Origin of the sequence: Bacillus sp. FSL R5-0593, from assembly GCF_038603755.1 — a bacterium.
Taxonomy (GTDB): domain Bacteria; phylum Bacillota; class Bacilli; order Bacillales; family Bacillaceae; genus Bacillus; species Bacillus velezensis.
Genome location: NZ_CP152011.1, coordinates 2513428 through 2537046, shown reverse-complemented (window position 1 = coordinate 2537046; position 23619 = coordinate 2513428). Strand labels below are relative to the sequence as shown.

At 49.6% G+C, this 23619-nt stretch carries 15 protein-coding genes; 10 read left to right on the top strand and 5 right to left on the bottom strand.

Annotated elements, in window-relative coordinates; all coding sequences use genetic code 11:
* The first annotated feature begins 18 nt into the window (after positions 1–18).
* The 5 genes from NYE36_RS12565 to NYE36_RS12545 all read left to right on the top strand — a co-directional run bounded on the left by NYE36_RS12565 (position 19) and on the right by NYE36_RS12545 (position 15730).
* Positions 19–6171 (top strand): type I polyketide synthase, encoded by a 6153-nt coding sequence (locus tag NYE36_RS12565; RefSeq protein WP_265451355.1) that lies wholly within the window; start codon positions 19–21, stop codon positions 6169–6171.
* Positions 6168–12383: a beta-ketoacyl synthase N-terminal-like domain-containing protein gene (locus NYE36_RS12560; protein WP_144664564.1), complete on the top strand. Its 6216-nt coding sequence runs from the start codon at positions 6168–6170 to the stop codon at positions 12381–12383. Before NYE36_RS12565 ends, NYE36_RS12560 begins: the two co-directional genes overlap by 4 nt.
* Before the next feature lie 81 nt (positions 12384–12464).
* Positions 12465–13619 carry a cytochrome P450 gene (locus tag NYE36_RS12555; protein WP_144664565.1) on the top strand — a complete coding sequence of 385 codons (1155 nt, stop codon included), beginning with the start codon at positions 12465–12467 and terminating at the stop codon, positions 13617–13619.
* Positions 13620–13676: 57 nt separating this feature from the next.
* A complete protein-coding gene (locus NYE36_RS12550; protein ID WP_007409381.1) occupies positions 13677–14924 on the top strand; it encodes a hydroxymethylglutaryl-CoA synthase family protein in 1248 nt (415 codons plus the stop codon).
* A gap of 59 nt (positions 14925–14983) precedes the next feature.
* Positions 14984–15730, top strand: a complete 747-nt coding sequence (locus NYE36_RS12545; protein WP_144664566.1) for a polyketide synthase — start codon at positions 14984–14986, stop codon at positions 15728–15730.
* Between the two features lie 36 nt (positions 15731–15766).
* On the opposite strand, the gene proC is transcribed toward NYE36_RS12545, so the two are convergent.
* Positions 15767–16606, bottom strand: coding sequence for a pyrroline-5-carboxylate reductase (gene proC / locus NYE36_RS12540; RefSeq protein WP_144464508.1), 840 nt, complete (start codon positions 16604–16606; stop codon positions 15767–15769).
* 396 nt (positions 16607–17002) lie between these two features.
* On the opposite strand from proC, the gene NYE36_RS12535 reads away from it, so the two are divergent.
* The 5 genes from NYE36_RS12535 (at position 17003) to NYE36_RS12515 (ending at position 21556) form a co-directional block, all read left to right on the top strand.
* Entirely contained in the window at positions 17003–17962 is a 960-nt protein-coding gene (locus NYE36_RS12535) for an MBL fold metallo-hydrolase (RefSeq protein ID WP_076851371.1), read from the top strand.
* A 5-nt stretch (positions 17963–17967) separates the two neighbouring features.
* Positions 17968–18744, top strand: coding sequence for an SDR family oxidoreductase (locus NYE36_RS12530; protein WP_039063282.1), 777 nt, complete (start codon positions 17968–17970; stop codon positions 18742–18744).
* Positions 18745–18760: 16 nt separating this feature from the next.
* Positions 18761–20107 carry a D-serine ammonia-lyase gene (gene dsdA, locus NYE36_RS12525; RefSeq protein WP_265451359.1) on the top strand — a complete coding sequence of 449 codons (1347 nt, stop codon included), beginning with the start codon at positions 18761–18763 and terminating at the stop codon, positions 20105–20107.
* A 75-nt stretch (positions 20108–20182) separates the two neighbouring features.
* A complete protein-coding gene (coaA, locus tag NYE36_RS12520) occupies positions 20183–21142 on the top strand; it encodes a type I pantothenate kinase (protein ID WP_003153290.1) in 960 nt (319 codons plus the stop codon).
* Positions 21143–21166: 24 nt separating this feature from the next.
* Complete coding sequence (locus NYE36_RS12515) at positions 21167–21556, top strand: VOC family protein (RefSeq protein ID WP_029973629.1); 390 nt, start codon at positions 21167–21169, stop codon at positions 21554–21556.
* 1 nt (position 21557) lies between these two features.
* Here NYE36_RS12515 and NYE36_RS12510 read toward each other — a convergent pair whose 3' ends face one another.
* The 4 genes from NYE36_RS12510 to NYE36_RS12495 all read right to left on the bottom strand — a co-directional run bounded on the left by NYE36_RS12510 (position 21558) and on the right by NYE36_RS12495 (position 23614).
* Positions 21558–21728, bottom strand: a complete 171-nt coding sequence (locus NYE36_RS12510; RefSeq protein ID WP_265451360.1) for a DUF4083 family protein — start codon at positions 21726–21728, stop codon at positions 21558–21560.
* Positions 21729–21819: 91 nt separating this feature from the next.
* Positions 21820–22890: an AI-2E family transporter gene (locus NYE36_RS12505; protein ID WP_053573277.1), complete on the bottom strand. Its 1071-nt coding sequence runs from the start codon at positions 22888–22890 to the stop codon at positions 21820–21822.
* Between the two features lie 73 nt (positions 22891–22963).
* Positions 22964–23170: a YqzH family protein gene (locus NYE36_RS12500; RefSeq protein ID WP_003153294.1), complete on the bottom strand. Its 207-nt coding sequence runs from the start codon at positions 23168–23170 to the stop codon at positions 22964–22966.
* 99 nt (positions 23171–23269) lie between these two features.
* Positions 23270–23614: a YolD-like family protein gene (locus tag NYE36_RS12495; RefSeq protein ID WP_017418082.1), complete on the bottom strand. Its 345-nt coding sequence runs from the start codon at positions 23612–23614 to the stop codon at positions 23270–23272.
* Between the last annotated feature and the right edge of the window lie 5 nt (positions 23615–23619).

Below are 23619 nucleotides of genomic sequence, written 5' to 3'. Positions count from 1 at the left end.
TTTAAAAGGGGACGAACCATGAAAAAAACAGTGAATCTGCGCCTGACGGCAGAACATCCCATTATGAAACACCATCTTGTTCACGGAGAATCTGTCATGCCCGGTCTGGCCTATATTGATATGCTGTATCAGCTGGCAAAGCAAAGCCTTGATCTTTCATTCCGTTCCATCTGTCTGAAACGGGTGACCATTTATCATCCTTTATCAGTGAAACGGTCAGAGCGGCTTGATGTGAGTGTCATATTCAGTAAAGAAAAGGAGTTCTGGACTGCCTCGATTTGCGGGGCGGATTCCGGGACGGTTTTCTTATCAGCGGAGGTGCATGAAGGGGTTTTCTCATCAGATAAGCGCCTTGACGCGGAAGAGAAAAAACAAGTTGCGCTTCCATCAGTCTCCTTGCATACGGTTTACGAAGACGCGAGAAGCCGCGGACTGTCGCATGACGGGCTGATGAAGCCGGAGGGAGAGATCTATGCAAATGAAGAGGAATGTTTCCTTGATATTCGGCAGTCTGATTCATGCCAGGAAAATCTCCCCGGCGCTCTCTTTCATCCCGCGCTGATGGACGGTGCCGCCATGGCCTCCGGCGTATTGCAGACAGCTGCAGGCGCCGGTTTGTTTTTACCGATTTATTATGATTCGTTTATTGCCGCTGAAACCGTTACGGAGCGCTGTTACGCGGTGATTTCGAAAAAATCCGGCACGCCTTCTGAAATGGTGAAAATGGATATTGACTTTTACAACCCCAGCGGTGCGCATATTGCTTCACTGCTCGGCCTGACAGCCAAAAAGGTGCGGACAGACCGGCAGCTGATACCAGGCGTTCAGCAGATGGAGGAAACCTTATACCGCATTTTTTCAACATACGTAGGCCGTCCTGTCACAAGAAATGATGCGCACACCGTATTTTTTGAATTAGGCCTTGAATCGTCACAGCTTCTGGCCATTATTAAAGACATCGAAGGGGCGTTTGATCTGCGGCTGAATCCGACTCTTTTATTTGAGTGCAGCAGCATATCCGAACTGCTTGAAGACATAAAAACAAAAGGAACAGAAGAATCTTCCGGCCTTGTCGCGGATGCAGCACCGGTCTCTGAAACGCAATCAGTCAGTCAGACATTTACTTTCTATGAACATGAAGCATTCCTTCAGGATCATCTGGTTTTCGGCAAACCGGCACTGATGGGTGTAGTGTATCCGTGTCTGGTGCTTGAAGCGTCCGGAGCGTCTCATTCCGGCACGTATCCCGCCGAGCTGAAAGATATCCGCTTTACGGGCGGGCCCGTCACGCTGGAGCCGGGAGAGGCCGCACAGATTGACATTTCATTTGCGGCAGAAAAGAATGCCGAACGCTTTACCGCAAGCTGCACTGTCTCCGGTAAAGAAAGCCGGAAGACGTGTGCCGAAGGAGAAATAAGCAGATATACAGAGGCACCCGTAAAAAAATCGTATGACGTTGAACAAATGAAGGCGCACGCACAAAAGGTAGCGCCGGATGTTATTTCCCGTCTGTACGATTCGGTTGCCGACTTCACGATAGGCCCGATGCTGAAAACGGTAACGGCGGGATACAAAATGAGTGAGAGCTCCTTTTTATTGCAGCTGGACTTATCAGGAAAAAAAGAAAAAGGCGATCTGCGTCACTTTGCATTTGACCCGCTTATATTGAATTCTTGTTATATGTCGCTCGGTGAAGAAGAATTGCAGCTGAAAAAGCGGATTCACGTCCCGCTCATGATTGAGAGGCTGACGCTTTACGGACCAGTCATGTCTGATACCGCCTATGTGGTGAATACAATCAAACATAAAAAAGACGGGTTTCTCTCATTTGATGCCGCAGTCCTCAGTCATACCGGGGAACAGCTGGCGGAATTGAAAAACGCGTCTGTGAAAGAAGTGCTTCAGCCAAATCGGCTTGAAAATGCGTCTTTTGCCCCGTCCGGGAATCAAAGCCGTCAGAAAACGAAAGGAAAACCGCTGGATATTGCCATTGTCGGGATTTCCGGCAAGTATCCGCAGGCCGATGATATCAATGCGTTTTGGGAAAATCTCAAACAAGGAAAGGATTGTATTACCGAAATTCCGAAAGACCGCTGGAAATGGGAACATTACTTTTCCGAGGACCGGACGGCGCCGGGAGCGATTTACAGCAAATGGGGCGGATTCATTGACGGGATCGCCGATTTTGATCCTGAGTTCTTTAAGATTTCCCCCCGTGAAGCGGAACACCTTGATCCTCAGGAACGGCTGTTTTTAATGCATGCGTGGATGGCCATGGAGGATGCGGGATATACGAGGACATCACCCGAACTTGGCCGTCAGGTAGGTGTGTATGCCGGTGTCATGTATCAGGAATACCCGCTATTCGCGGCTGAAGCGGGAGTGAAAGGACGGCATATCGGGCTCCCCGGCGGGATTTCATCCATTGCTAACCGTGTCTCCTATTTTTGTGATTTTCAAGGGCCGAGCATTTCGGTCGATACGATGTGTTCGGGTTCGCTGACTTCATTGTACATGGCGTGCCGGGATCTGCGGGATCATCGGATTCGCGCGGCGCTTGCCGGCGGAGTGAATCTCACCGTTCATCCTAACAAGTACTTCATGCTGAGCCAGGGGCAGTTCATCTCATCTAAAGGACACTGCGGGAGTTTCGGCGCCGGGGGTGACGGCTATATTCCGGCAGAAGGGGTCGGGGTGCTGCTTCTTAAACGTTTAGAAGACGCCGTACAAGACGGAGATCGGATTTACGGCGTCATTAAGGGAGCTGCCATTAATCACGGCGGAAGAGCGAGCGGTTACACCGTACCGAACCCCAAGGCGCAAAGCGAAGTCATTTCTCAAGCTTTACAGGAGGCGGGGGTATCTCCGGGCCAGATCAGCTATGTGGAAGCGCACGGAACAGGGACGAAATTAGGCGATCCGATTGAAATCCGGGCTTTAACCGATGCATTCGGTGATGTTTCTGAAACATGTCTCATCGGGTCTGTCAAATCAAATATCGGACATGGGGAATCTGCAGCAGGCATCGCCGCTGTCACAAAAGTGCTGCTGCAGATGAAGCACAAACAAATCGCCCCATCTTTGCATGCGGATGTTTTAAATCCGAATATCCAATTTGATGAAGGGCCGTTTTCCGTCTGCCGGGAATTAACAGATTGGAAACGGATTGCCGCAGACGGAGCAGAACAGCCGCTCAGGGCGGGGATCAGCAGCTTTGGTGCGGGCGGTTCTAACGCGCATATCATTATTGAAGAATATGAGGCTCCTGTCAAACAAGCAATCAGCAGCCAAGAGCCGGCTGTCATTCTGCTGTCTGCGAAAAATGGGGAGCGTCTGACAGAATACGCGGAGCGCCTTCTTGCTTTTCTTCAAAAGAAGCATACGGATAAGCCGGACTTATTTGATGTCGCATACACTTTACAAGCGGGGCGGGAAGCGATGGATGACCGGCTGGCTTTCATTGCGGACTCTCTTAAGGAGCTGGAGGACAAGCTCAGATCGTACTTGGAAAATGAAAACGCACCGCATCTTTACAGGGGGCGGGCGAAGCGAAATCATGAGACAGTGGCTGTGTTTGAATCTGATGAAGATTTGCAGGAAGCCATGGTCAAATGGCTGAAAAAGAGAAAGTACGGTCATTTGCTGAACATGTGGGTGCAGGGAGTCGATGTGGACTGGAACTTGTTATATTCGGGACAAAAACCCCGGAGAATCAGCCTTCCCGCCTATCCGTTTGCAAAGGTCAGATGCTGGATTCAAGATGAAGCCGAGGCGGTTTCAAAACGGAATGACGGCAAAACGGTGATCCATCCGCTGCTTCATGAAAACACATCCGATCTGTGGGAGCTGAAATTCACATCCGTTTTTACCGGACGGGAATTCTTTTTCACTGACCACACAGTCAATGGGGAGAAGGTGCTCCCGGGAGCCGCCGTGATCGAAATGGCCAGGGCGGCCGTTGAGCGTGCCGCATACGCTGTGCCGGACGGACGTAAAGGAATGTATTTGAAAGATCTCATATGGATGAGGCCTGTCGTTCATAAGGGGACGGATGTAGAAGTCCATATCAGCCTTATCCTTAAGGGAAATGAAGACATTGAATTTACGATTTACAGCCTATCGGAAGAACCCGGGGGAGAACGGATTATATACAGTAAAGGCACCGCGGTATCAGGAGAGATAGCAGCGGTTCCGTCAGTTCACTTAGAGGGCTGGCTGTCCGGCTGCAGCCAATCGGTTATGACGTCTGATGAGGTTTATCAGGCTTTCCGGCATGCGGGTATGATATACGGGCCGAGCCATCAAGGAATTGATCAGCTGATGATCGGAGAGAGGGGAGCTGCAGCCCGGCTGTCGCTGCCGGAATCGGCAGACAGTACCGCCGATCAGTTTGTCATCCATCCGAGTCTTTTAGATGCCGCGTTTCAGGCGTCACTGGGTGCCGGTTCAGATACTGCCGGAGACACTCCGATGCTGCCGTTTTCCCTGCGGCAGGCAGAAATATTTCAGCCGACTCAGAAAACGATGTGGGCGCTTGTCCGCAAACAGAGCGATCGGTCAGATAACGGAGCGCTGACGCTGGATATTGATTTATGTGATGAAAACGGCGCTGTTTGTATGAGGTTAACAGGATTCTCCTGCCGGGCTGTCCGGCAGACAAACCAAACCGAAAGCAAACGGCAGGAAGTTCAGACGGCGATGCTTGCCCCTGTTTGGGACAAAACTTTCTTTTCCCTGGAAGAAAATCGAGCGGTTGATCAGGAACAATTGCTGATCATCGGAAAGCCGGGAAATACCATAAAGGCTGCGACAAAAATGTGGCCCCGCGCCCATCTGGCGGAGACGCCGGATCATTCAAGCGAGCAAACATTCCGTGAATTGACAGCCGGATATCAGGATATCCGCCATTTCTTATGGATTGCGCCGGATCGTTTCGCACCCGCATCCGTCAGTCAGGAAATGCTTGATGAGCAGGAGAATGGGGTGATTCAATGTTTCCGTTTCATCAAAGCGCTGCTGTCACTCGGGTATGGAAACCGAAACATCAGCTTTACGGCGGTGACCCGGCAGACACAGTCCGTGTATCCGGGTGATCTGCCGCAGCCTGAGCATGCAGGCGTACACGGTTTGATCGGTTCATTGGCAAAAGAATATCCGAACTGGGACATCAGGCTGATTGATGCAGAAGAAGGCAGTGATTCGTCTGAGATGAAAAACATCTGGCGCCTTCCTCCAGATCCGGACGGAAATGCTGCCGCGTACCGTAACGGAGCTTGGCACAAGCAAAAAACAGTCCGGGTGCTGACAAGTTCCGCTCCGCGTATGTCGTACAGAGAAGGCGGCGTTTATGCTGTCATCGGCGGAGCGGGCGGCATCGGAGAAGCATGGAGCAAATACATGATCACCCGTTACAAGGCACGGATGATATGGATCGGCAGGCGGCCGAAGGATCAGGAGATTCAGAGCAAAATAGACAGGCTGGCGCTATCAGGCCCCGCGCCGCATTATATACAGGCTGATGCTCAAGATGCCGCAGCGCTTAAAGCGGCCGTCCGTTCCGTAAGAGAGCAATACGGCAATATAACGGGAGTCATCCATTCCGCGATAACGCTTGCCGACAAAAGTATGGCGAATATGGATGAAGCTTCTTTCAGAAACGCTTATTCAGCTAAGGTGAATACGAGCGTCCGAATGATCGAAGCTTTTAAGGAAGAACCGCTTGATTTTGTGCTGTTTTTCTCATCCGTTAATTCTTTCACAAAAAATGCCGGGCAAAGCAACTATGCGGCAGGGTGTACATTTCAAGACGCCTTTGCCCGCCATATCGCTTCCTTGCTTGATTGTGAAGTGAAAGTCATGAATTGGGGATATTGGGGCAGTCTGGGTGTTGTATCAGACCCGTCTTACAGAAAACGGATGGAGGCGTCAGGGATCGGTTCTATTGAACCCGATGAAGCAATGGAGGCGCTGGAAGTCTTACTATCAGAACCGTTCAGCCAAGCGGCATTCATCAAAGCTGCTCCGCACGGCTTAGCCGCGCTGACGGATCAAGATGCAATATCGGTTGTATCCGGCCCGAAGCCTTCATTTATGGAAAGCGTCAAGCGGCAAAATCCGGATCGGAATGAACGGCTTGAGACTTTAAAACGAGAAATGGAGTTGCGCATATGAACAGCCTTCTTTGCAAACTGCTCTTTTACCAATTACAGTCAATCGGTTTTTTCAGCGAGCCTGTCACTACACCTGCAGCATCCATGCGGAGCGCCGGCGTGATCGGCACATACGGCAGATGGCTGGAAGAAAGCCTGAATCTATTAAAAGAAAACGGATATATCGCGTATGACGGATACACGGTCACTCTTCTCACGGATCAGCGCCCGGACGGCCGCACAGTCTGGAATGAGTGGAATGCCCATAAACGCCTGCTTCCCAATGGGGAGCTTGCGCAAGCTGAATTGGCCGAGGCGACGATAAAAGCGATGCCTTCCATTTTAAAAGGAGAACGTCCGGCTACGGATATCGTATTTCCCGATTCATCAATGCGGCTCGTTGAAGGTGTTTATAAGCATAATCCTGTCGCGGATTATTTTAATGAAGTGTTAGCAGATTCCGCGGCCGCTTACCTGAAAGCCTATCTTACAGAACACCCCGATGCCCGTATCAGGCTGATAGAAGTAGGGGCCGGGACGGGCGGAACGAGCGCCATGCTGTTTACAAAACTGAAACCATTTGCAAAACAGATTGCGGAATATTGTTATACGGACGTTTCTAAAGCTTTTTTAATGCATGCCGAACAGGAATACGGACCTGATGTGCCGTATTTGACAACAGCCTTGTTTAATGCAGAGGAGCCTTGCGAATCACAAAATATCAAAACGGGTGTTTACGATATTGTCATCGCCGCCAATGTGCTTCACGCCACAAAAAATATCGGTTTGACACTGCGCCGTCTGAAAGCGCTCCTGAAATACAACGGGATGATTTTGATAAACGAAATCAGCGATCGTTCTGTTTTTACCCATTTAACCTTCGGGCTGCTTGACGGCTGGTGGTCCTATGAGGATGCTGAGCTTCGGATTCCGGGAAGTCCCGGCCTATATCCAAAATCGTGGGAGCGTGTGCTGCATTCGGAAGGATACAGAGCGGTTTGTTTCCCTGCTGAAACGGCTCATGATTTAGGCCAGCAGATTATCGCAGCTGAGAGTGACGGACTCGTTCGGATGCAAGGGATCAGAGACGGCAGAAAGCCATACGCCGCCCCGGCCGAAGTTTTCCGAAAGCCCGCGCAGCCTGTTTCCCGCAGCCGCGCGCCAGAGGTGCATCAAGCTGTTAAGGCTGATGGGGAATCGGTCGCTTCCCATGTCCGCTCTGTCATCAAAACAAGTATTGCCGATGTATTAAAAATGAAAGAAGAGGATATTCAGGAAGAACTGAACTTCTCTGAATACGGCATTGATTCCATTCTGGCCGTCAATGTGATTAACGAGATTAATAAGCGATTGAATCTTACACTGCAGACAACGATTTTATTTGATTACTATCATGTGAAACTGCTGACCGGTTATATCTCGGAAGAATACGAAACCATCATAGCCTCGTCTCTGAAGACCGATAGAGCGAAAATCCGCCCGGCGCTTCAGGAAGAACGGCCTGCTGAAAAACCTCTGCAGACGGAAAGAAAGGAAAACGGTTATCAGAAACCGAAACAAGAACGTATGCCGCCTTCTTTCGCAAAGTCCGATGACTCGGGAATGTTCCGGGTTGTGATTGACCGTCCGGGCGGCATTGAAGATCTGACGATTGCCCGCAGTGAGGTGCCCGAGACAAAAGATGACGAAGTTCAAATAGCCGTCCGCGCCTTTTCTTTAAACTTCGGAGACTTGCTTTGTGTCAGAGGGCTGTACCCGACGATGCCGCCTTATCCGTTCACTCCGGGATTTGAAGCAAGCGGCGTCGTGATCAAGGCAGGGAGGCATGTAACATCCGTCATTCCAGGTGATGAAGTGATTGTCGGCATGGGAGAGGAATTTGGATCTCAGGCGAATCTCATCACATGTAAAGAACATCAAGTCTATCATAAACCGGCCCGGCTGACCTTTGAAGAAGCATGCGCTCTTCCCACCGTGGCGGTGACCATGATAGACGCCTTCCGGAAAGCCGGACTTAAAAAAGGCGAAAAAATATTAATTCAGACCGCGACGGGAGGAACGGGGCTGATCGCGGTGCAAATGGCCCGGCATATCGGCGCGGAAATATATGCCACGGCCGGATCACAGAAAAAAATTGAGTATTTGCATTCGCTCGGGGTCCGCAATACCATCTGCTATTTAGAAGAAGATTTTGAAACGGAAATCATGCGAATGACCGGCGGCCGTGGGGTGGATGTTGTCATTAATACCCTGGCCGGTGATGCCTTGCAAAAAGGAATGAATTGCCTGGCGCCGGGCGGAAGATATATCGAAATTGCCATGACTGCGCTGAAATCCGCTAAATCAGTCGACTTGTCCGTCCTTCATAACAATCAATCGTTTCACAGCGTGGATTTGCGGAAGCTGTCCCTTCAAAATCCGGACCAGGTCAAGGACTATCAATTGGAACTGCAGCGGCTGGCGGAAGAGGGAGTCATTCAGCCTGTCATCTCAAAAATCTTTTCCTTTGAAGACATAAAAGAAGCGTATCACTGTCTGGATGACCGCGGAAATATCGGGAAAATCGTCATCAGCGTTTCTGAGCCGTATCAAATGACGTACCGCCCCGAACAAAAGGATCCGGCCGATACAGTAAAATCAGCAGCTGTGTTACCTGAAAAAGAACCGATCGCGATTATCGGGATGAGCGGGCGGTTTGCTGAATCGGAGAATCTCCATGAGTTTTGGGAACACTTAGCCGCCGGACGGGATCTGATTAAAAAAGCAGACAGATGGGATATCTCTGACAGCCAATGCCAGTATGGCAGTTTTATAGAGGACATTGAATGTTTTGACCCCGTTTTCTTTCATATATCGGGACGTGAAGCGACCTATATGGACCCTCAGCAGCGGCTGTTTTTGGAAGAATCATGGAAAGCGCTTGAAGATGCGGGATATGCGGGAGACTCGGTAAGAGGCCGGGAATGCGGCGTGTATGCCGGCTCCTGCGGCGGAGATTACCAGGCCATTTTTAAACAGCAGGGGCCCGCGCAGGCGTTTTGGGGCAATCACAATTCCGTCACTCCGGCAAGGATCGCCTATCATCTTAATTTACAAGGGCCGGCGATCACTGTTGATACAGCATGTTCCAGTTCGCTGACAGCCATTCATTTGGCATGTCAGGGGCTCTGGACGAAAGAAACGGAAATGGCGGTGGCGGGCGGGGTTTTCATTCAATCCACTCCCGCTTTTTATCAATCGTCAAATAAGGCGAATATGCTGTCACCGACCGGACGCTGCCATACGTTTGATCAAAGCGCGGACGGGTTCGTGCCGGGTGAAGGCGTGGGAGCGGTGGTGCTGAAACGTCTTAGCGACGCCGTTAGTGACGGAGATCATGTGTACGGCGTCATAAAAGGATCTGCAATGAATCAGGACGGCGCTACAAACGGAATCACCGCTCCAAGCGCGCTTTCTCAAGAACGATTGGAACGTCATGTCTATGATACTTTTCACATTGATCCGGAAACCATTCAAATGGTGGAAGCTCACGGAACGGGCACTGCACTGGGCGACCCGATCGAATTCGGCGCCTTAACGCGCGCTTTCCGCCGCTATACGGATAAAAAAGGATATTGCGCCATCGGCTCTGTGAAAACCAATCTCGGACATGCCGCTGCGGCCGCGGGGATGGCCGGACTGTTTAAAATCCTGCTGTCGCTGAAGCATCGGCAGATTCCGGCTTCCCTGCATTTTCATCAAGCCAATCAGCATATTCAATTTGCGGACAGCCCGTTTTTTGTGAATGAAAAGCTGATACCGTGGGAACGGAATCCGGATGCACCGCGCAGAGCCGCCATCAGTTCATTCGGATTCAGCGGAACAAATGCCCATCTTGTGATTGAAGAGGCGCCGCAAACCGTGCGCCGGTCGCCGGCAAAACCGGTCTGCTTCATTCCTTTATCTGCGCGGACGGAGCGTCAGCTGGAAATTCAGGCAGAACGCCTGCTGGATTCACTCAGCAAGAACAAAGACAGCGATCTGGGAAATATAAGTTATACGCTCCTGCTCGGCAGAAAGCATTTACATCACCGGTTTGCCTGTATCGTAAGCAGTGCGGACGAACTGAAGCGGGTATTATCGGAGTGGCTTGTAAAAAGAGAGCTTCCGGGTGTGTTTATGTCCAATTTGAAGGATCAGAAGCCGGCAGAAGAAGCCGGAATGAAAACATTCGGAATGGAATGCATTGAACAGTGCCGCTCGGCAGCTTCGCCCGCACAGTACAGAGAAAACCTGGCACATATCGCTGACCTTTTTTGCAGAGGGTATGATCTTCCTTTTACACGGCTTTTTGACGGAGGACAATATTATAAAACGCCGCTGCCGGCCTACCCGTTTTTAAAAGAAAGGTATTGGGCGGCTGATGTAAACAGTTCTTTACCAGGCCAAGCCATGAAAAAGTCTGAAACGCAAACCGTTCTCCCGTCTTCGCCGCAGCCTGAACATGAAGGGCTGATTTCTCTGAGTCCTTTAACTGAGATCGAAATGACAGCGTTTGAACCGGAGACATTGCAAAAGCCAATCGTGTTACAGCCTTTGGATTGTACTGTTTCTGTCCAGCAGCCGGAAAAAGCCGTTTCCGAAGACAATAGAACATTGCTTGAAGAATTGAGGACAAGCCTGGCAGATATTTTATTTTTGTCACCGGAAGATATTGATGCTGATGAGCCTTTCATCGATATGGGTCTTGACTCCATTATCGGGGTTGAATGGATACAAACAGTAAATAAAACGTACCACACTGAGATTACTGCCAATAAGGTGTATGAACACCCGACGCTTGAAGAGCTTGCGGAATATATAGCGGGACAAATAAAGAAACCCGAGTATGCTGAAGCGGAGGAAACCGCGGTACGTCCGGAAATCCCGGAAGCAGAAACTCCCCTTGCCGGCATCTCTGACGGCACTTTGCGCAAAGAGCTCAAAGAAAGCCTTGCGGACATCCTGTTTCTGAAGCCGGAAGATATTGATGAGCATGAGGCATTCATTGAGATGGGGCTGGATTCTATTATCGGTGTGGAATGGGTTCAGTCCATTAATAAAACCTATCAAGCGTCTATTACGGCAAATCTGGTCTATGAATACCCGACAATCGCAACATTAGCCGGGTATCTGACCGGTTCTGTCCAAAAAGACACCGAGGAAGTACATGGGGAACATACGAAACAAAACGATATATCAGAAGAGACAGATGATCAAGAACCGCCCGAGCTGATCTGTCTTAACCCGGGGGGAAAGGGAAGACCGATTTTCTGGTTTCATTCCGCGCTGGGGGCAGTGGAGCTGTACCAGCCTGTTGCCGAACGGACCGGGCGTCCTTTTTACGGAATTCAGGCAAGAGGGTGGATGACAGACCGGGAACCGATCCGCGGCATTAAAAACATGGCGGAATATTACGTTAAGCTCATACGTACCGTGCAGCCCCGGGGTCCTTACGATGTAGGCGGCTATTCATTAGGGGGCATGCTCGCTTATGAAGTCACCCGGCAATTGCAGCTGGCTGGAGAAACCGTTGAGTCAATCGTCATGCTCGACTCCTTTGACGCGGCGGGTGCGCGGGAAATAAACATTCCTGATGAATTATTTGATAAAAATATGATGCTGCAGACGGTGAACATGGCTTTATTTGCACCGATCTATCAACATCCGGAACGCATATCTGAAACGTTAATTCATCGTGATGAACTGAATGCCGATCTTCATGAAGACATATTTTTAGAGCAATTAATCGCAAAAGCCAAACAGCGGGGGTTAACGAAGACGGACACATTGGTGAAAAATCTGATCAGGCAGAATATAAATGTTCAGGACGCTTACGAAATCACTGATTACGAACTCCTGCCGCTTCCGGATCCGAACGGGGTGACATGCTATTATTTCCGAAATAAAAACGGTATTTTCTTGGGTGAGCTTGATCCGTATTTTACGATCAGGGCCGATATTTTATCCGCTGATTTCGTCAACTATTGGAGCCAGTGGGAAGAGCATATGACAAACATCGCCATCATGGATGTGGCGGTATCCAACCATATGACGTTATTGGCAGAAGACAGCACAGCCGAAACGATTTCTGAATTTTGCGGCGTTTTATATTCGGCAGACGGAATGACAGAACACAGCTTCCTGCAGCTGCAGGAAAAGATACTGAACGTGCATGGTGAGATGCTGAAGCAGCCCGCCAAAACAAGACCGTAAATTCACATATCCGCCCGCCGGGTTTACTCGTAAGCTTTGGCGGGTCATTTCAAATCTTGGACACATCTTGGAGGAATGAAAATGACCAGTTTAACAAAAATCAGACAGCAGCAGCCGTACAAGTGGTACCAAACGATGAGAGAAACCTCTCCCGTTCATTACAATGAAAAGGAAGATTGCTGGGAAATCTTCACCTATGATGAAGTGAAGCGGGTGATTTCTGACTACAGTCATTTTTCTTCCGATCATAAATACTTAAGTGCGGACAAACAGGAAAAAATGATCCGGCATATTAACAAAGACAGCCTTTTGAAAATGGACCCGCCTGAACACACCGTCTTCAGAAAATTGGTCAATCAGCCGTTCATGCCGAAATCGGTTGAGACTCTTGCACCGCGTATAGCCGCTATCGCTGATGACCTGCTTCAGGCCGTCCGTTCAAAAGGCAGGATGGACATTATTGAAGATTACGCATTTCCGCTTCCGATTATCGTGATCGCAGAGCTTTTAGGATTCCCTCCGAAAGACAGAGATATCTTTAAAAGCTGGGTCGACCAAAGCCAGAATGTAAAAGATGAAAAGAAAATGAATGAAGTGCAAAAGCAGATGATCGGATACTTCATGCAGTTTATTTTACAGCGGAGAAAACAGCCGCAAAATGATTTAATCAGCCATTTAATTTCAGCTGATTTAGACGGAGAGCCGCTGTCAGACAAGCAATTAATCGGTTTTTGCGGCTTGTTGATCGTCGCGGGGCACGTAACGACGGAAAATGTGATCGGAAATTCATTTCTCAGTCTCAAGGAGTTCCCGCACATTCTGCCCCGGCTGCTTGAAAACAAGGCGCTCCTTCCTGACTTTATTGAGGAAGTCATCCGCCTCAGACCTTCCATTCAGCGGGTAACCCGCTACACCGCGGTTGAAAGCGAGATTGGCGGAAAAACGATTCCGGCCGGAGAAAAAGTGTATGCGTGGATTGGATCGGCGAACAGAGATGAAAAGAAGTTTGAAAATGCCGATCAGATTGACTTGGGACGAAAGCCGAATCAGCATCTGTCATTCGGTCAGGGCAGCCATTATTGTTTAGGAGCGCCGCTGGCCCGGCTTGAAGCGAAAATCGCGCTTTCCCACTTTTTTGAACAGATGTCCGCATGGCGTTTTACTGAGGATCAAGAGCCGAATCTGGTTCCGAGCCCTGTATTTCACGGCGTTGACAGGCTGCTTGTTGAGTTTTGAACGAAAAAATAAAAGAGGCTTCCACAGGAAGCCTCTTTACTCTGGGGGCTTGGAGAAATGAATGTAGGAATCGAAGCAATGAACGTGTTTGGCGGAACCGCGTATGTAGACGTCATGGAGCTTGCGGAACATCGGAACCTGGATAAAAAAAGGTTTGAGAACCTGCTGATGAAAGAAAAAGTGGTGGCGCTTCCGTTTGAAGATCCGATTACGTTCGCCGTAAATGCCGCAAAACCGATTATCGATTCTCTGTCAGAAGAGGAACGGAATCAGATTGAAATGGTCATCACCTGTACGGAATCCGGGATTGATTTTGGCAAATCCATCAGTACATACGTCCATGATTATTTGCAGCTGAAGCGGAATTGCCGGTTATTTGAGGTGAAACAGGCTTGCTATTCTTTAACGGCCGGGTTTCAAATGGGCGTGAATTTCATCTTATCGCAAACATCGCCGGGAGCGAAAGCGCTCATCATCGGAACGGATATTTCCCGCTTTTTAGTGGCTGAAGGCGGTGACGCGTTGACGGAGGAATGGTCCTATGCCGAACCGAGTGCGGGGGCGGGAGCTGTGGCGCTTTTAGTCAGCAGCACCCCTCATGTCTTTTTGCTTGATCAAGGCGCAAGCGGGTATTACGGGTATGAAGTCATGGATACCTGCCGCCCGATTCCGGATAGTGAAGCGGGGGATGCTGATCTGTCGCTCATGTCTTATTTGGACTGCTGTGAAAAATCATTTCAGGAATACCGAAAGCGTGTGAGCGGGGCGGATTATAAGAATACATTTCAATACCTTTCTTTTCATACTCCGTTTGGCGGAATGGTAAAAGGAGCGCATCGGACGATGATGAGAAAATTAGCAAAGGCTAAGCCGCAAGACATTGAAGCGGATTTTCAGCAACGCGTGCTGCCTGGGATTCAATACTGCCAGCGCGTCGGCAACATCATGGGGGCTACCGTATTTTTATCTCTTGCCAGCACGATTGATAACGGCTCTTTTGAAACGCCGAAACGCGTCGGCTGTTTTTCATACGGTTCGGGCTGCTGCTCTGAATTTTACAGCGGTGTCGTTATGCCGCAAAGCCGTACGCGGCAGAACCAATTTCAAATCAGCCGGCATTTGGATGAACGCGTCCGTTTATCGATGGCTGATTACGACCGGCTGCTCCAAGACAGCGGCATTGTAAAATTCGGCACAAGAAATGCCGCGCCCGCAGCAGACATCCCGAATGCGCATCAAGGAAAAACGCGATTGGTGCTGACTGAAATAAAAGAGTTTCACAGAAAGTATGAATGGACGACTTAATATCAGAAACACTCAGAGCCGGAAAGGCTTGAGTATTTTTAAAGAAACGGAGAATAAACATGAATCCAATGATTGATGTACAGGAAACAGAACCGGGCATTGTGCAGGTCACAATGCAGGATACGGCCGGGAAAAACGGGCTGTCAGAAGAGTTTGTCAGAGAGCTGCACCGGGTATTCCAAGACATCAATGCCCATCCGTCCTATAAAACCGTCCTTCTGACGGGTTACGGAAATTATTTCTGCACGGGAGGAACGCAGGAGGGGCTTTTGACCATTCAGAGCGGAAAGCTCCAATTTACAGATTTAAAGCTTCACAGTCTTTTATTGGATTGCAGGATTCCCGTGATTTCCGTCATGCAGGGGCATGCGATCGGAGCCGGCTTTACGATCGGTCTGAGCTCGGATTTTGTGATTTTAAGCAGAGAGAGTTTTTATTCTTGTAATTATATGAAGTACGGATTTACACCGGGAATGGGCGCGACGTATATTGTGCCTGAAAAACTGGGAATTGTCCTCGGGGAAGAAATGCTGTTTACTGCCGCGAATTTCAGCGGCGCCGCTCTGGAAAAACGGGGAGTTCCGTTTGAAGTGCTGTCGAAAAAAGACGTCCTTCAAAGAGGCCGCGAATTGGCCCGGCTGCTGGCGGATAAACCGAGAGCCTCACTGGTTGCGCTGAAAACCAATGTGACGGCACGGATCAAAAGAGAGCTGACAAAAGCGGTTGAGGAAGAGGTGAACATGCACGAAGCCACATTCCATCTTCCTGAAGTAAAAGAGAGAATCAGCCGCTTATACGGCAGTTAAACAGAATGAAAAAAGCATGGGAAGCCCCATGCTTTATCACTGGTCCGTCTTTTGCAGAACGGAGCCTGCGAATTGTTCTTTAATTTCGGCGCTCCGGGCTGCGGTTTCTGCGATGCAGTGCATGATGGCTTCTTCAAAGCGGCGCTCTTCTAATGCGCGAAGGCCTGCTTCAGTCGTGCCGCCCGGGCTTGTGATTTCCTTGCGCAGGCGTTCAGGCCGTTTGCTGCTTGTTCTGAGCATTTCCGTCGCCCCGGCCATGGTTTGTAAAATCAGCTCTTTTGCCGTTTCTTCCGGCAGGCCGGCTTGAAGGGCGGCCTTTTCCATTGCTTCGACATACCGGTACACATAGGCGGGACCGCTTCCGGCAATGGCTGTGACGGCGTCAAGGTGTTTTTCTTCAAAGCGCGTCGCTTCTCCGATTGTTTCCAGAAGCTCTTTTGCCGTCCGGATTTCAGCTTCACTCGCCTCGGAGCTTGCGGAAAAACCGGTCGCCGATTGCTGAATGGCCGCGGATGTATTCGGCATCGCCCGGATGATGGTGAGCTTTCTGCCGAAATATTGCTGAATCGTGTGAATCGTCAGCCCTGCGATGACAGAAATCACAAGCTGATCTTTCACGTATTCGCGAATGTTCTCAATGCTTTCTGCCGCATCTTTCGGTTTAAAGGCGAGAACGAGAATGTCGGTATTGCTGAAAAACTCTTCTTTATCCCGGCACGGTTTTACTCCGTACGTTTTTTGGAGCTCTTCAAGCCGGCTGTCATTTGACCGGTTTGTCATATATATATGTCCGGGGGCTGTCATTCCGCTTTGCAGCAGTCCGTTCACCATTGCTTCCGCCATTGCTCCGGCCCCGATAAAACCGATTTTCTTCATATAAATCCTCCTTCTTCTCAAAACACAAAAAAACCTTCCCGTCAAAAAGGACGAAAAGGTTTCGCGGTACCACCTTACATTAGCACGAATCAGCCGTGCTCAGCTCAAATCCCGTAACGAGGGGATACGTTTAGGTTTTCCTAACCGCTCTGAGGGCAGGTTCTGTAAACAAGAGGGCCGCAATGTCTTTCAGCCGGGGACATTGCTCTCTGCTGCCGTTGTTTATATACTAGTTCCTCGTCATCGCGTTCCGTGTTTTCTAGTTTGTTGTTCATTATGCTATGCGCAAGAGCGGGATGTCAATCTTTTTTTCCGATATGCGGCAATAATGACACAGTGAAAAGAAAACGCTAAAATATGATTATTCAGGAATGAAAAGAACGAAGGAGCGTAAACATGGCAGCGAGAAAGATCATTCCGATACGTGTGCCGACTCCGTTTGCAGTCGGCGACGTTATCGTTTATTTAGTAAAAGATGAAGCCTTAACCCTTATTGATTGCGGCCCGAATACAAAGGAAGCGGCTGAATCGCTCTCATTGCAGCTTAAGGAACACGGCGTTTCTGCGGCAGATATAGAACAGGTGGTGCTCACTCATCATCACGCAGATCATTCAGGTCTGCTGCACCTTTTTTCCGATGATGCGGAAGTAATAGGGCATCCGCTGAATGACAGGTACATTACTCAGGATCAGTCGTATATCGCCCGGCAGGAGGACTTTTTTCTGTCGCTTATGACTGAAATGGACGTTCCCCTGACGCCTGAAGACATACATAAAACAGTTAAGCTGTCATACTTATTTTCTGCAAACCGTCCGTTAACGAAAACAGTGAGGGAAGGCGGAAAAATTGACGGGCTTAACGGCTGGACGGTGCTCGAAATCCCGGGTCATGCCGCTTCTCACATTGCGCTCTACCATGAAAAAAGCGGTGAAATGTTCAGCGGCGATCTGCTTTTATCCAACAGCTCCACCAATCCGATTCTGGAAGCTCCGGAAAAGGGGGGCGTGCGCGCGGCCCCGATGCTCGACTACTTGAACTCAATGAAGCGGCTGTATGACGTAAACCCGTCCTTTTTATATCCGGGACACGGCGATCTGCTGACAGACGTAAAGCCTGCTTTTGACAGGCGGCTTGAAAAACAGAGAAGTCGGTCGGAATATGTGCTGCGCCTGTTGTCAGAGGAAACGCTGACGGCTTTCCAGGTATGCCGGCGGCTGTTTCCGGCTGTGTATGAAAATGAATTGTTTTTAACGATGTCAGAAACGATCGGCCATCTTGACGTGCTGGCCGCCGAAGGGAAGGCTGTATCCTTTCAGTCGGGGAACACTCTGAAGTTTAAAGCTGTGAAGGGGTGAAGGAAATGGGCAGATTAACGGATAAGCGGATTTGGATCACCGGAGCATCCGGCGGACTCGGAGAACGGCTTGCATATTCCTGCGCGGCAGAAGGGGCTCATGTTTTTTTATCCGCCAGGCGGGAGGACCGCTTGCAGGAAGTGAAAAAGACGATTACCGCGCGCGGCGGACAGTGTGATGTCGTTCCGTTTGACGTCCGGCATGCAGAAGAGGCTGAAAACGTAAGGCGTTTGATCGGTCATGTTGACGTATTAATCAACAACGCCGGCTTCGGCATTTTTGAAACGGCCGCTGATTCATCTTTGGATGATATGAAGGCAATGTTTGAAGTCAACGTCTTCGGATTAATCGCCTGTACGAAGGCCTGTCTTCCTGTGATGCTTCATGCGAAAAGCGGCCATATTATCAATATCGCCTCACAGGCCGGCAAATTGGCGACGCCGAAATCAAGCCTTTATTCCGCAACGAAGCACGCCGTGTTAGGGTATTCCAATGCGCTGCGGCTTGAGCTGGCCGGTACGGGTGTAGCCGTGACAACGGTTAATCCCGGTCCGATCAAAACAGACTTCTTTACAATTGCAGATAAAGAGGGCGGTTATGTGAAAAGCGTCGGCAGATGGATGCTTGATGCCGACCATGTGGCAGAGCGCATTACATCCGTGATTCTGACGGATAAACGGGAAATGAATCTTCCGCGATGGATGAGCCTCGGGACGAAGCTGTATCAGCTTTTCCCATCGTTTACAGAAAAACTGGCCGGCCGCGCATTAAAGAAAAAGTAACAAGGGGGAAAAAGGAATGTCCGACCGGGATATACAGGCATTGATGGCAGAGCCTTTAGTCAGGCAAATGGCGGAGGCGCGTGAAGTATTTTGGATCAATCCGCATAAAACCGATGATCCAGTAAAGCATGGCGCTGAATGGAAAAAGGAGATTGCCGAAGCGGAAGAAAGGCTGCGCCGATTTGCGCCTTATATCGCGTCGGCTTTTCCGGAGACGGAAGCGGAGGGAGGCCTCATTGAATCTCCGCTTGTCTTGATTAATGAAATGAAGAAGCATCTGGAACACAGCGCCGCTCAGGCTTTCCCCGGGCGTCTGCTTTTGAAATGCGACGACGAACTTCCGATTTCCGGTTCCATTAAAGCGCGCGGCGGGATTTACGAAGTGCTGAAGCATGCCGAAGATCTCGCGGTAAAAGCGGGAATGCTCTCAGCAGACGACGATTACAGCATATTGACTGAAGAACGGTTTACCGCTTTTTTCTCAAAATACTCTATAGCCGTCGGCTCTACGGGCAATTTAGGTCTGAGTATCGGCATAATCGGCGCGAAGCTCGGCTTTTGTGTGACCGTTCATATGTCCAGTGACGCAAAGCAGTGGAAAAAGGAGCTGCTCCGGGAAAAGGGGGTTCGCGTCATCGAATATGAAGCAGACTACAGTCTGGCTGTCAAAGAGGGGCGCATTCAGGCGAAGCAGGACCCTTATTGTTATTTTATTGATGATGAGCATTCCCGGGATCTGTTTTTGGGGTATGCCGTTGCGGGAAGCCGTGTGAAAAAGCAGCTCGATCAAATGAACATAAAGCCTGATGCAGATGAACCGCTTTTCGTTTATTTGCCGTGCGGGGTCGGAGGAGGTCCGGGCGGCGTCGCGCTTGCGCTAAAGCTGATCTATGGCGGGCATGTCCATATTTTTTTCGGTGAGCCGACGCATTCACCGTGTATGCTGTTAGGACTGTTTTCCGGCTTGCATGACGGAATCAGCGTGCAGGATATCGGTCTTGATAATCAAACGGCCGCCGACGGACTCGCGGTGGGAAGGCCGTCCGGGCTGGCCGGCCCTCTGATGGAGCCTATAATCAGCGGCTGTTATACCGCCGATGACGGCACGCTTTTTTCGCTGCTTTATCAATTAAGGGCGGCCGAGAATAAGAGCCTTGAACCCTCTGCACTCGCCGGACTGGCCGGAGCCGTCAAGATCGTTCAGACCGAAGCCGGAAACCGTTATATAAAAGAGCGGGGGCTTGAGATGGAAAATGCCGTGCACCTTGTGTGGAGCACCGGCGGAAGCATGGTTCCGGAGGAGGAAATGGAAGAGTACAGCCGGATCGGTTCCTCATTTTTGAAAAAAATGGGCAGACAGTGAAGCGGTTTTCCGTTACAATCTTTGTAAGCGTTTGTTTTTTTATCGGAAAGCCATACAGAGAGATTGGTGTGAATTGTGAAAAGTAAAGAATTGAACTTACATACATTGTATACGCAGCACAGCCGCGAGTCGTGGGCCGGATTCGGCGGCCATCTTTCCATTGCCGTTTCAGAGGAAGAAGCCAAGGCCGTAGAGGGGCTGAATGACTACCTGTCGGTGGAAGAAGTAGAAACGATTTACATTCCGCTTGTGCGCCTGCTCCATCTTCATGTTACGTCTGCCGCAAGACGGAATCAGCATGTCAATGTGTTTCTGAAGCATCCGCATTCAGCGAAAATCCCGTTTATCATCGGAATCGCGGGCAGTGTCGCCGTCGGCAAAAGCACGACGGCGAGAATTTTGCAAAAGCTTCTTTCCCGTCTGCCGGACAGGCCGAAGGTGAGCCTGGTGACAACCGACGGTTTCTTGTATCCGACGGCGGAATTAAAAAGGAAAAACCTTCTGTCCAGAAAGGGATTCCCGGAAAGCTACGACGTGAAAGCGCTGCTTGAGTTTCTGAACGATATAAAGTCGGGGAAAGAGAGAGTGGAGGCGCCCGTATATTCCCATCTTACGTATGACAGGGAAGAGGGCGCCGTCGAGGTTGTCGAAGGTGCGGATATCGTTATTATCGAAGGAATCAATGTCCTGCAGTCGCCGACCTTAGAGGACGACAGGGAAGATCCGCGGATTTTTGTATCGGATTTCTTTGATTTTTCGATCTATGTGGATGCCGAAGAAAGCCGGATTTTCACGTGGTATTTGGAGCGTTTCCGCCTCTTAAGAGAAACCGCTTTTCAGGATCCGGCTTCTTATTTTCATAAATTTAAGGATTTGTCTGATGCAGAAGCGGATACCATGGCCGCCTCCATTTGGGAGAGCGTCAACCGTCCGAATCTGTATGAAAATATTCTGCCGACAAAATTCAGATCGGATTTGATTTTGAGAAAAGGTGACGGCCATAAAGTTGAAGAGGTGCTGGTAAGGCGGGTGTGATGTGAGGAGGAAGCGAATATTATGATACACCATATTGAGTTGTATGTATCTGACTTGAAAGCCTCCGCCCGGTTTTGGGGATGGTTTTTAGGTGAGCTCGGTTATAGGGAATTTCAAAATTGGGACTCCGGCATCAGCTGGAAAAACGCAGGATTTTATGTTGTGCTTGTACAGACAGAGGAGCGTTTTTTAACACCGGAGTACCACAGATGCCGGGTCGGGCTGAACCATCTGGCTTTTCATGCTGCATCAAGAGAGCAGGTTGACGAGATGACAGAAAAGCTGCTTGCCAGAGGATGCCCCGTGCTTTACAGGGACCGCCATCCATATGCAGGCGGAAGCACGCATTATGCCGTATACACGGAGGACCCGGATCGGATAAAAGTGGAGCTCGTTGCTCCTGCTTCTGAATGAACTATAACTTTTCGTTTTTTTCTTCGCGCAGCGCCGCGTCGAGTTTCTTTTCGATTCTGTCCAATTGTATGCGGCGCTTGTTCAAGCTTCTGAATACGTATATCACGGCAAACAGGAAAACCGCGGCTGCAATAAATGAAATCAATTGAAAAATGACATCACCGATGTTCATCTTTTTTACCTCCGTGTGCGGCGGGCTTCTTCAGCCCGCCGTTTTTTCATTTTGACCGATGTGAAGACATGGGGGATGAATCATTTCTCTCCTAGCTTTGTTTTTTTCTGAGAATGAATAGTTTCTGCATGTGGCTTATGACCACTTTTGCGGCCGCATATCCCGGAATGGCCAGAAGCATCCCGGCAATTCCTGAGAATTTGCCGGCGGCAAGCAGAAGAAAAATAATGGTCAGCGGGTGAATGTCCAGCTTCCGTCCCATAATTTGCGGGGAAATCAGCTGGCTTTCAAGCTGCTGGACAATGACGACGACCGTAATCACCAGCACCGCCTCGGTCGGTGAATCGAACAATCCGACAATGACTCCGGGAAATGTGCCGATCCAAGGCCCGATAAACGGAATCAGGTTTGTCACCATGGCGAACGCGCCCAGAACGAGCGGATAATCGAGCCCGATTATAAAATAGCCGATCGTGACGAGAACGCCGACACAGAAACTGACGAGCAGCTGTCCTTGTATGTATGAACTGAGAGCTTCATCCATATCCCGAAGGATTTGTTTTCCTTCTTTTTGATGTTTTTCCGGAAGAAGCCGCAGCAGTCGCCGAGGGGCTTTGTTTCCTTCTTTTAACATGTAATACAGCGCAAACGGAATAATGGCGGCGGTGATGGCGGCATTGGCAGCCGTACCGGCCAGGCTGCTGAGAGAATCAGCGATTGAACCGGAATAATTTGCGGCTTTGTCTGCTAATTTTTTAAAGGAATCCCCATGCTGAAGCCGGGAAAACCATTTGCTGTCCTGGAGATGCCCGATCCAATTTTCAGCTTTTGCGGAAAGCTCCGGAATATGATCTGTGAAGGCTGTAAACTGTTTTTGAACGGCAGGGCCCGCCGTATAAAGGAAGAGGACAAAAAGGCCGGCTGTTCCCGCATAAATCGCTAAAATCGCGATTCCTTCGGGCAGCTTTAATTTCGTATGCAGCACTCTGACGAGCGGGCGGCACAAATAGTAAAGGACGCCCGATAATACAATGGGCGGAAACAAGGTTTTAACCGTAATCACAACAGGCTGGAACAAAAAGTCTATTAATGTTCCGAGATAAATGATGAGAAATAACAGAAGAACGGCATAGCCGATCCTGAAATAAGGCCCGACAGGCATATCCTGCACCACGCAATCTTTAAGGGTTTACTCTCGGACATTTCCCTTATCGCCCGGTGCATAAACGTCCGTGTCAGGAAAACTGCCCTTGATTGGTGACGTAATCGTAGATAATATCTTCTACATGGGCATGGAGATCCTCATCGGGTTCTTCATTCCTTCTTTCTTCTAAAGCTTTTTTTAAACTCTGTTTTTCATAGGGGCTCAGCGGATCTGTCGACACATTCCGTCCATACTGGCGGAGGGCTTGTCCCAGCATTTTTTCTATAAATTGATCCATCATATATTCTCCTATTCTTGTCATTCATCTTTATTCTACTAAATATCATGTGATCCTCCCACTCTTCTATCATATTTTCTGTCAGGACGATTTAGGCTTTTATTCCAGTTCAGCCGAGAGAATACGATGAAACGGCAGCGTTAACGCATCTTCATCGTTTATGATTTTTAAACGCTTTTCGTCATGCATCACTTGTTTTACCCAGCCCCAAAAGCGGCGGGGGCCGTGTGCGGAAGCGTAGGTGACCGAAATGGCCCTGTCTTCTTCAATCGACGCCGCAATGATGCGGTTCATGTCGTTCAGTTGCTCTTCGCTCAGTTCCGGAGGCCGGAATTCCCGTTCTTTTCGTTTTTTCGCAAGCAGCTGCTCCCGATGTTCGGGCAGCATCATCCGGCTTGATTCCCACATGACATTATACCCGGGTGTTAATTTGTTCGGATTCATGTATA

Bases quoted from the DNA above. Each gene is read 5' to 3' on its own strand.
- NYE36_RS12565 (WP_265451355.1), top strand. From the start codon at position 19: ATGAAAAAAACAGTGAATCTGCGCCTGACGGCAGAACATCCCATTATG.
- NYE36_RS12560 (WP_144664564.1), top strand. From the start codon at position 6,168: ATGAACAGCCTTCTTTGCAAACTGCTCTTTTACCAATTACAGTCAATC.
- NYE36_RS12555 (WP_144664565.1), top strand. From the start codon at position 12,465: ATGACCAGTTTAACAAAAATCAGACAGCAGCAGCCGTACAAGTGGTAC.
- NYE36_RS12550 (WP_007409381.1), top strand. From the start codon at position 13,677: ATGAATGTAGGAATCGAAGCAATGAACGTGTTTGGCGGAACCGCGTAT.
- NYE36_RS12545 (WP_144664566.1), top strand. From the start codon at position 14,984: ATGAATCCAATGATTGATGTACAGGAAACAGAACCGGGCATTGTGCAG.
- proC (WP_144464508.1), bottom strand. From the start codon at position 16,606: ATGAAGAAAATCGGTTTTATCGGGGCCGGAGCAATGGCGGAAGCAATG.
- NYE36_RS12535 (WP_076851371.1), top strand. From the start codon at position 17,003: ATGGCAGCGAGAAAGATCATTCCGATACGTGTGCCGACTCCGTTTGCA.
- NYE36_RS12530 (WP_039063282.1), top strand. From the start codon at position 17,968: ATGGGCAGATTAACGGATAAGCGGATTTGGATCACCGGAGCATCCGGC.
- dsdA (WP_265451359.1), top strand. From the start codon at position 18,761: ATGTCCGACCGGGATATACAGGCATTGATGGCAGAGCCTTTAGTCAGG.
- NYE36_RS12510 (WP_265451360.1), bottom strand. From the start codon at position 21,728: ATGAACATCGGTGATGTCATTTTTCAATTGATTTCATTTATTGCAGCC.
- NYE36_RS12505 (WP_053573277.1), bottom strand. From the start codon at position 22,890: ATGCCTGTCGGGCCTTATTTCAGGATCGGCTATGCCGTTCTTCTGTTA.
- NYE36_RS12500 (WP_003153294.1), bottom strand. From the start codon at position 23,170: ATGGATCAATTTATAGAAAAAATGCTGGGACAAGCCCTCCGCCAGTAT.
- NYE36_RS12495 (WP_017418082.1), bottom strand. From the start codon at position 23,614: ATGAATCCGAACAAATTAACACCCGGGTATAATGTCATGTGGGAATCA.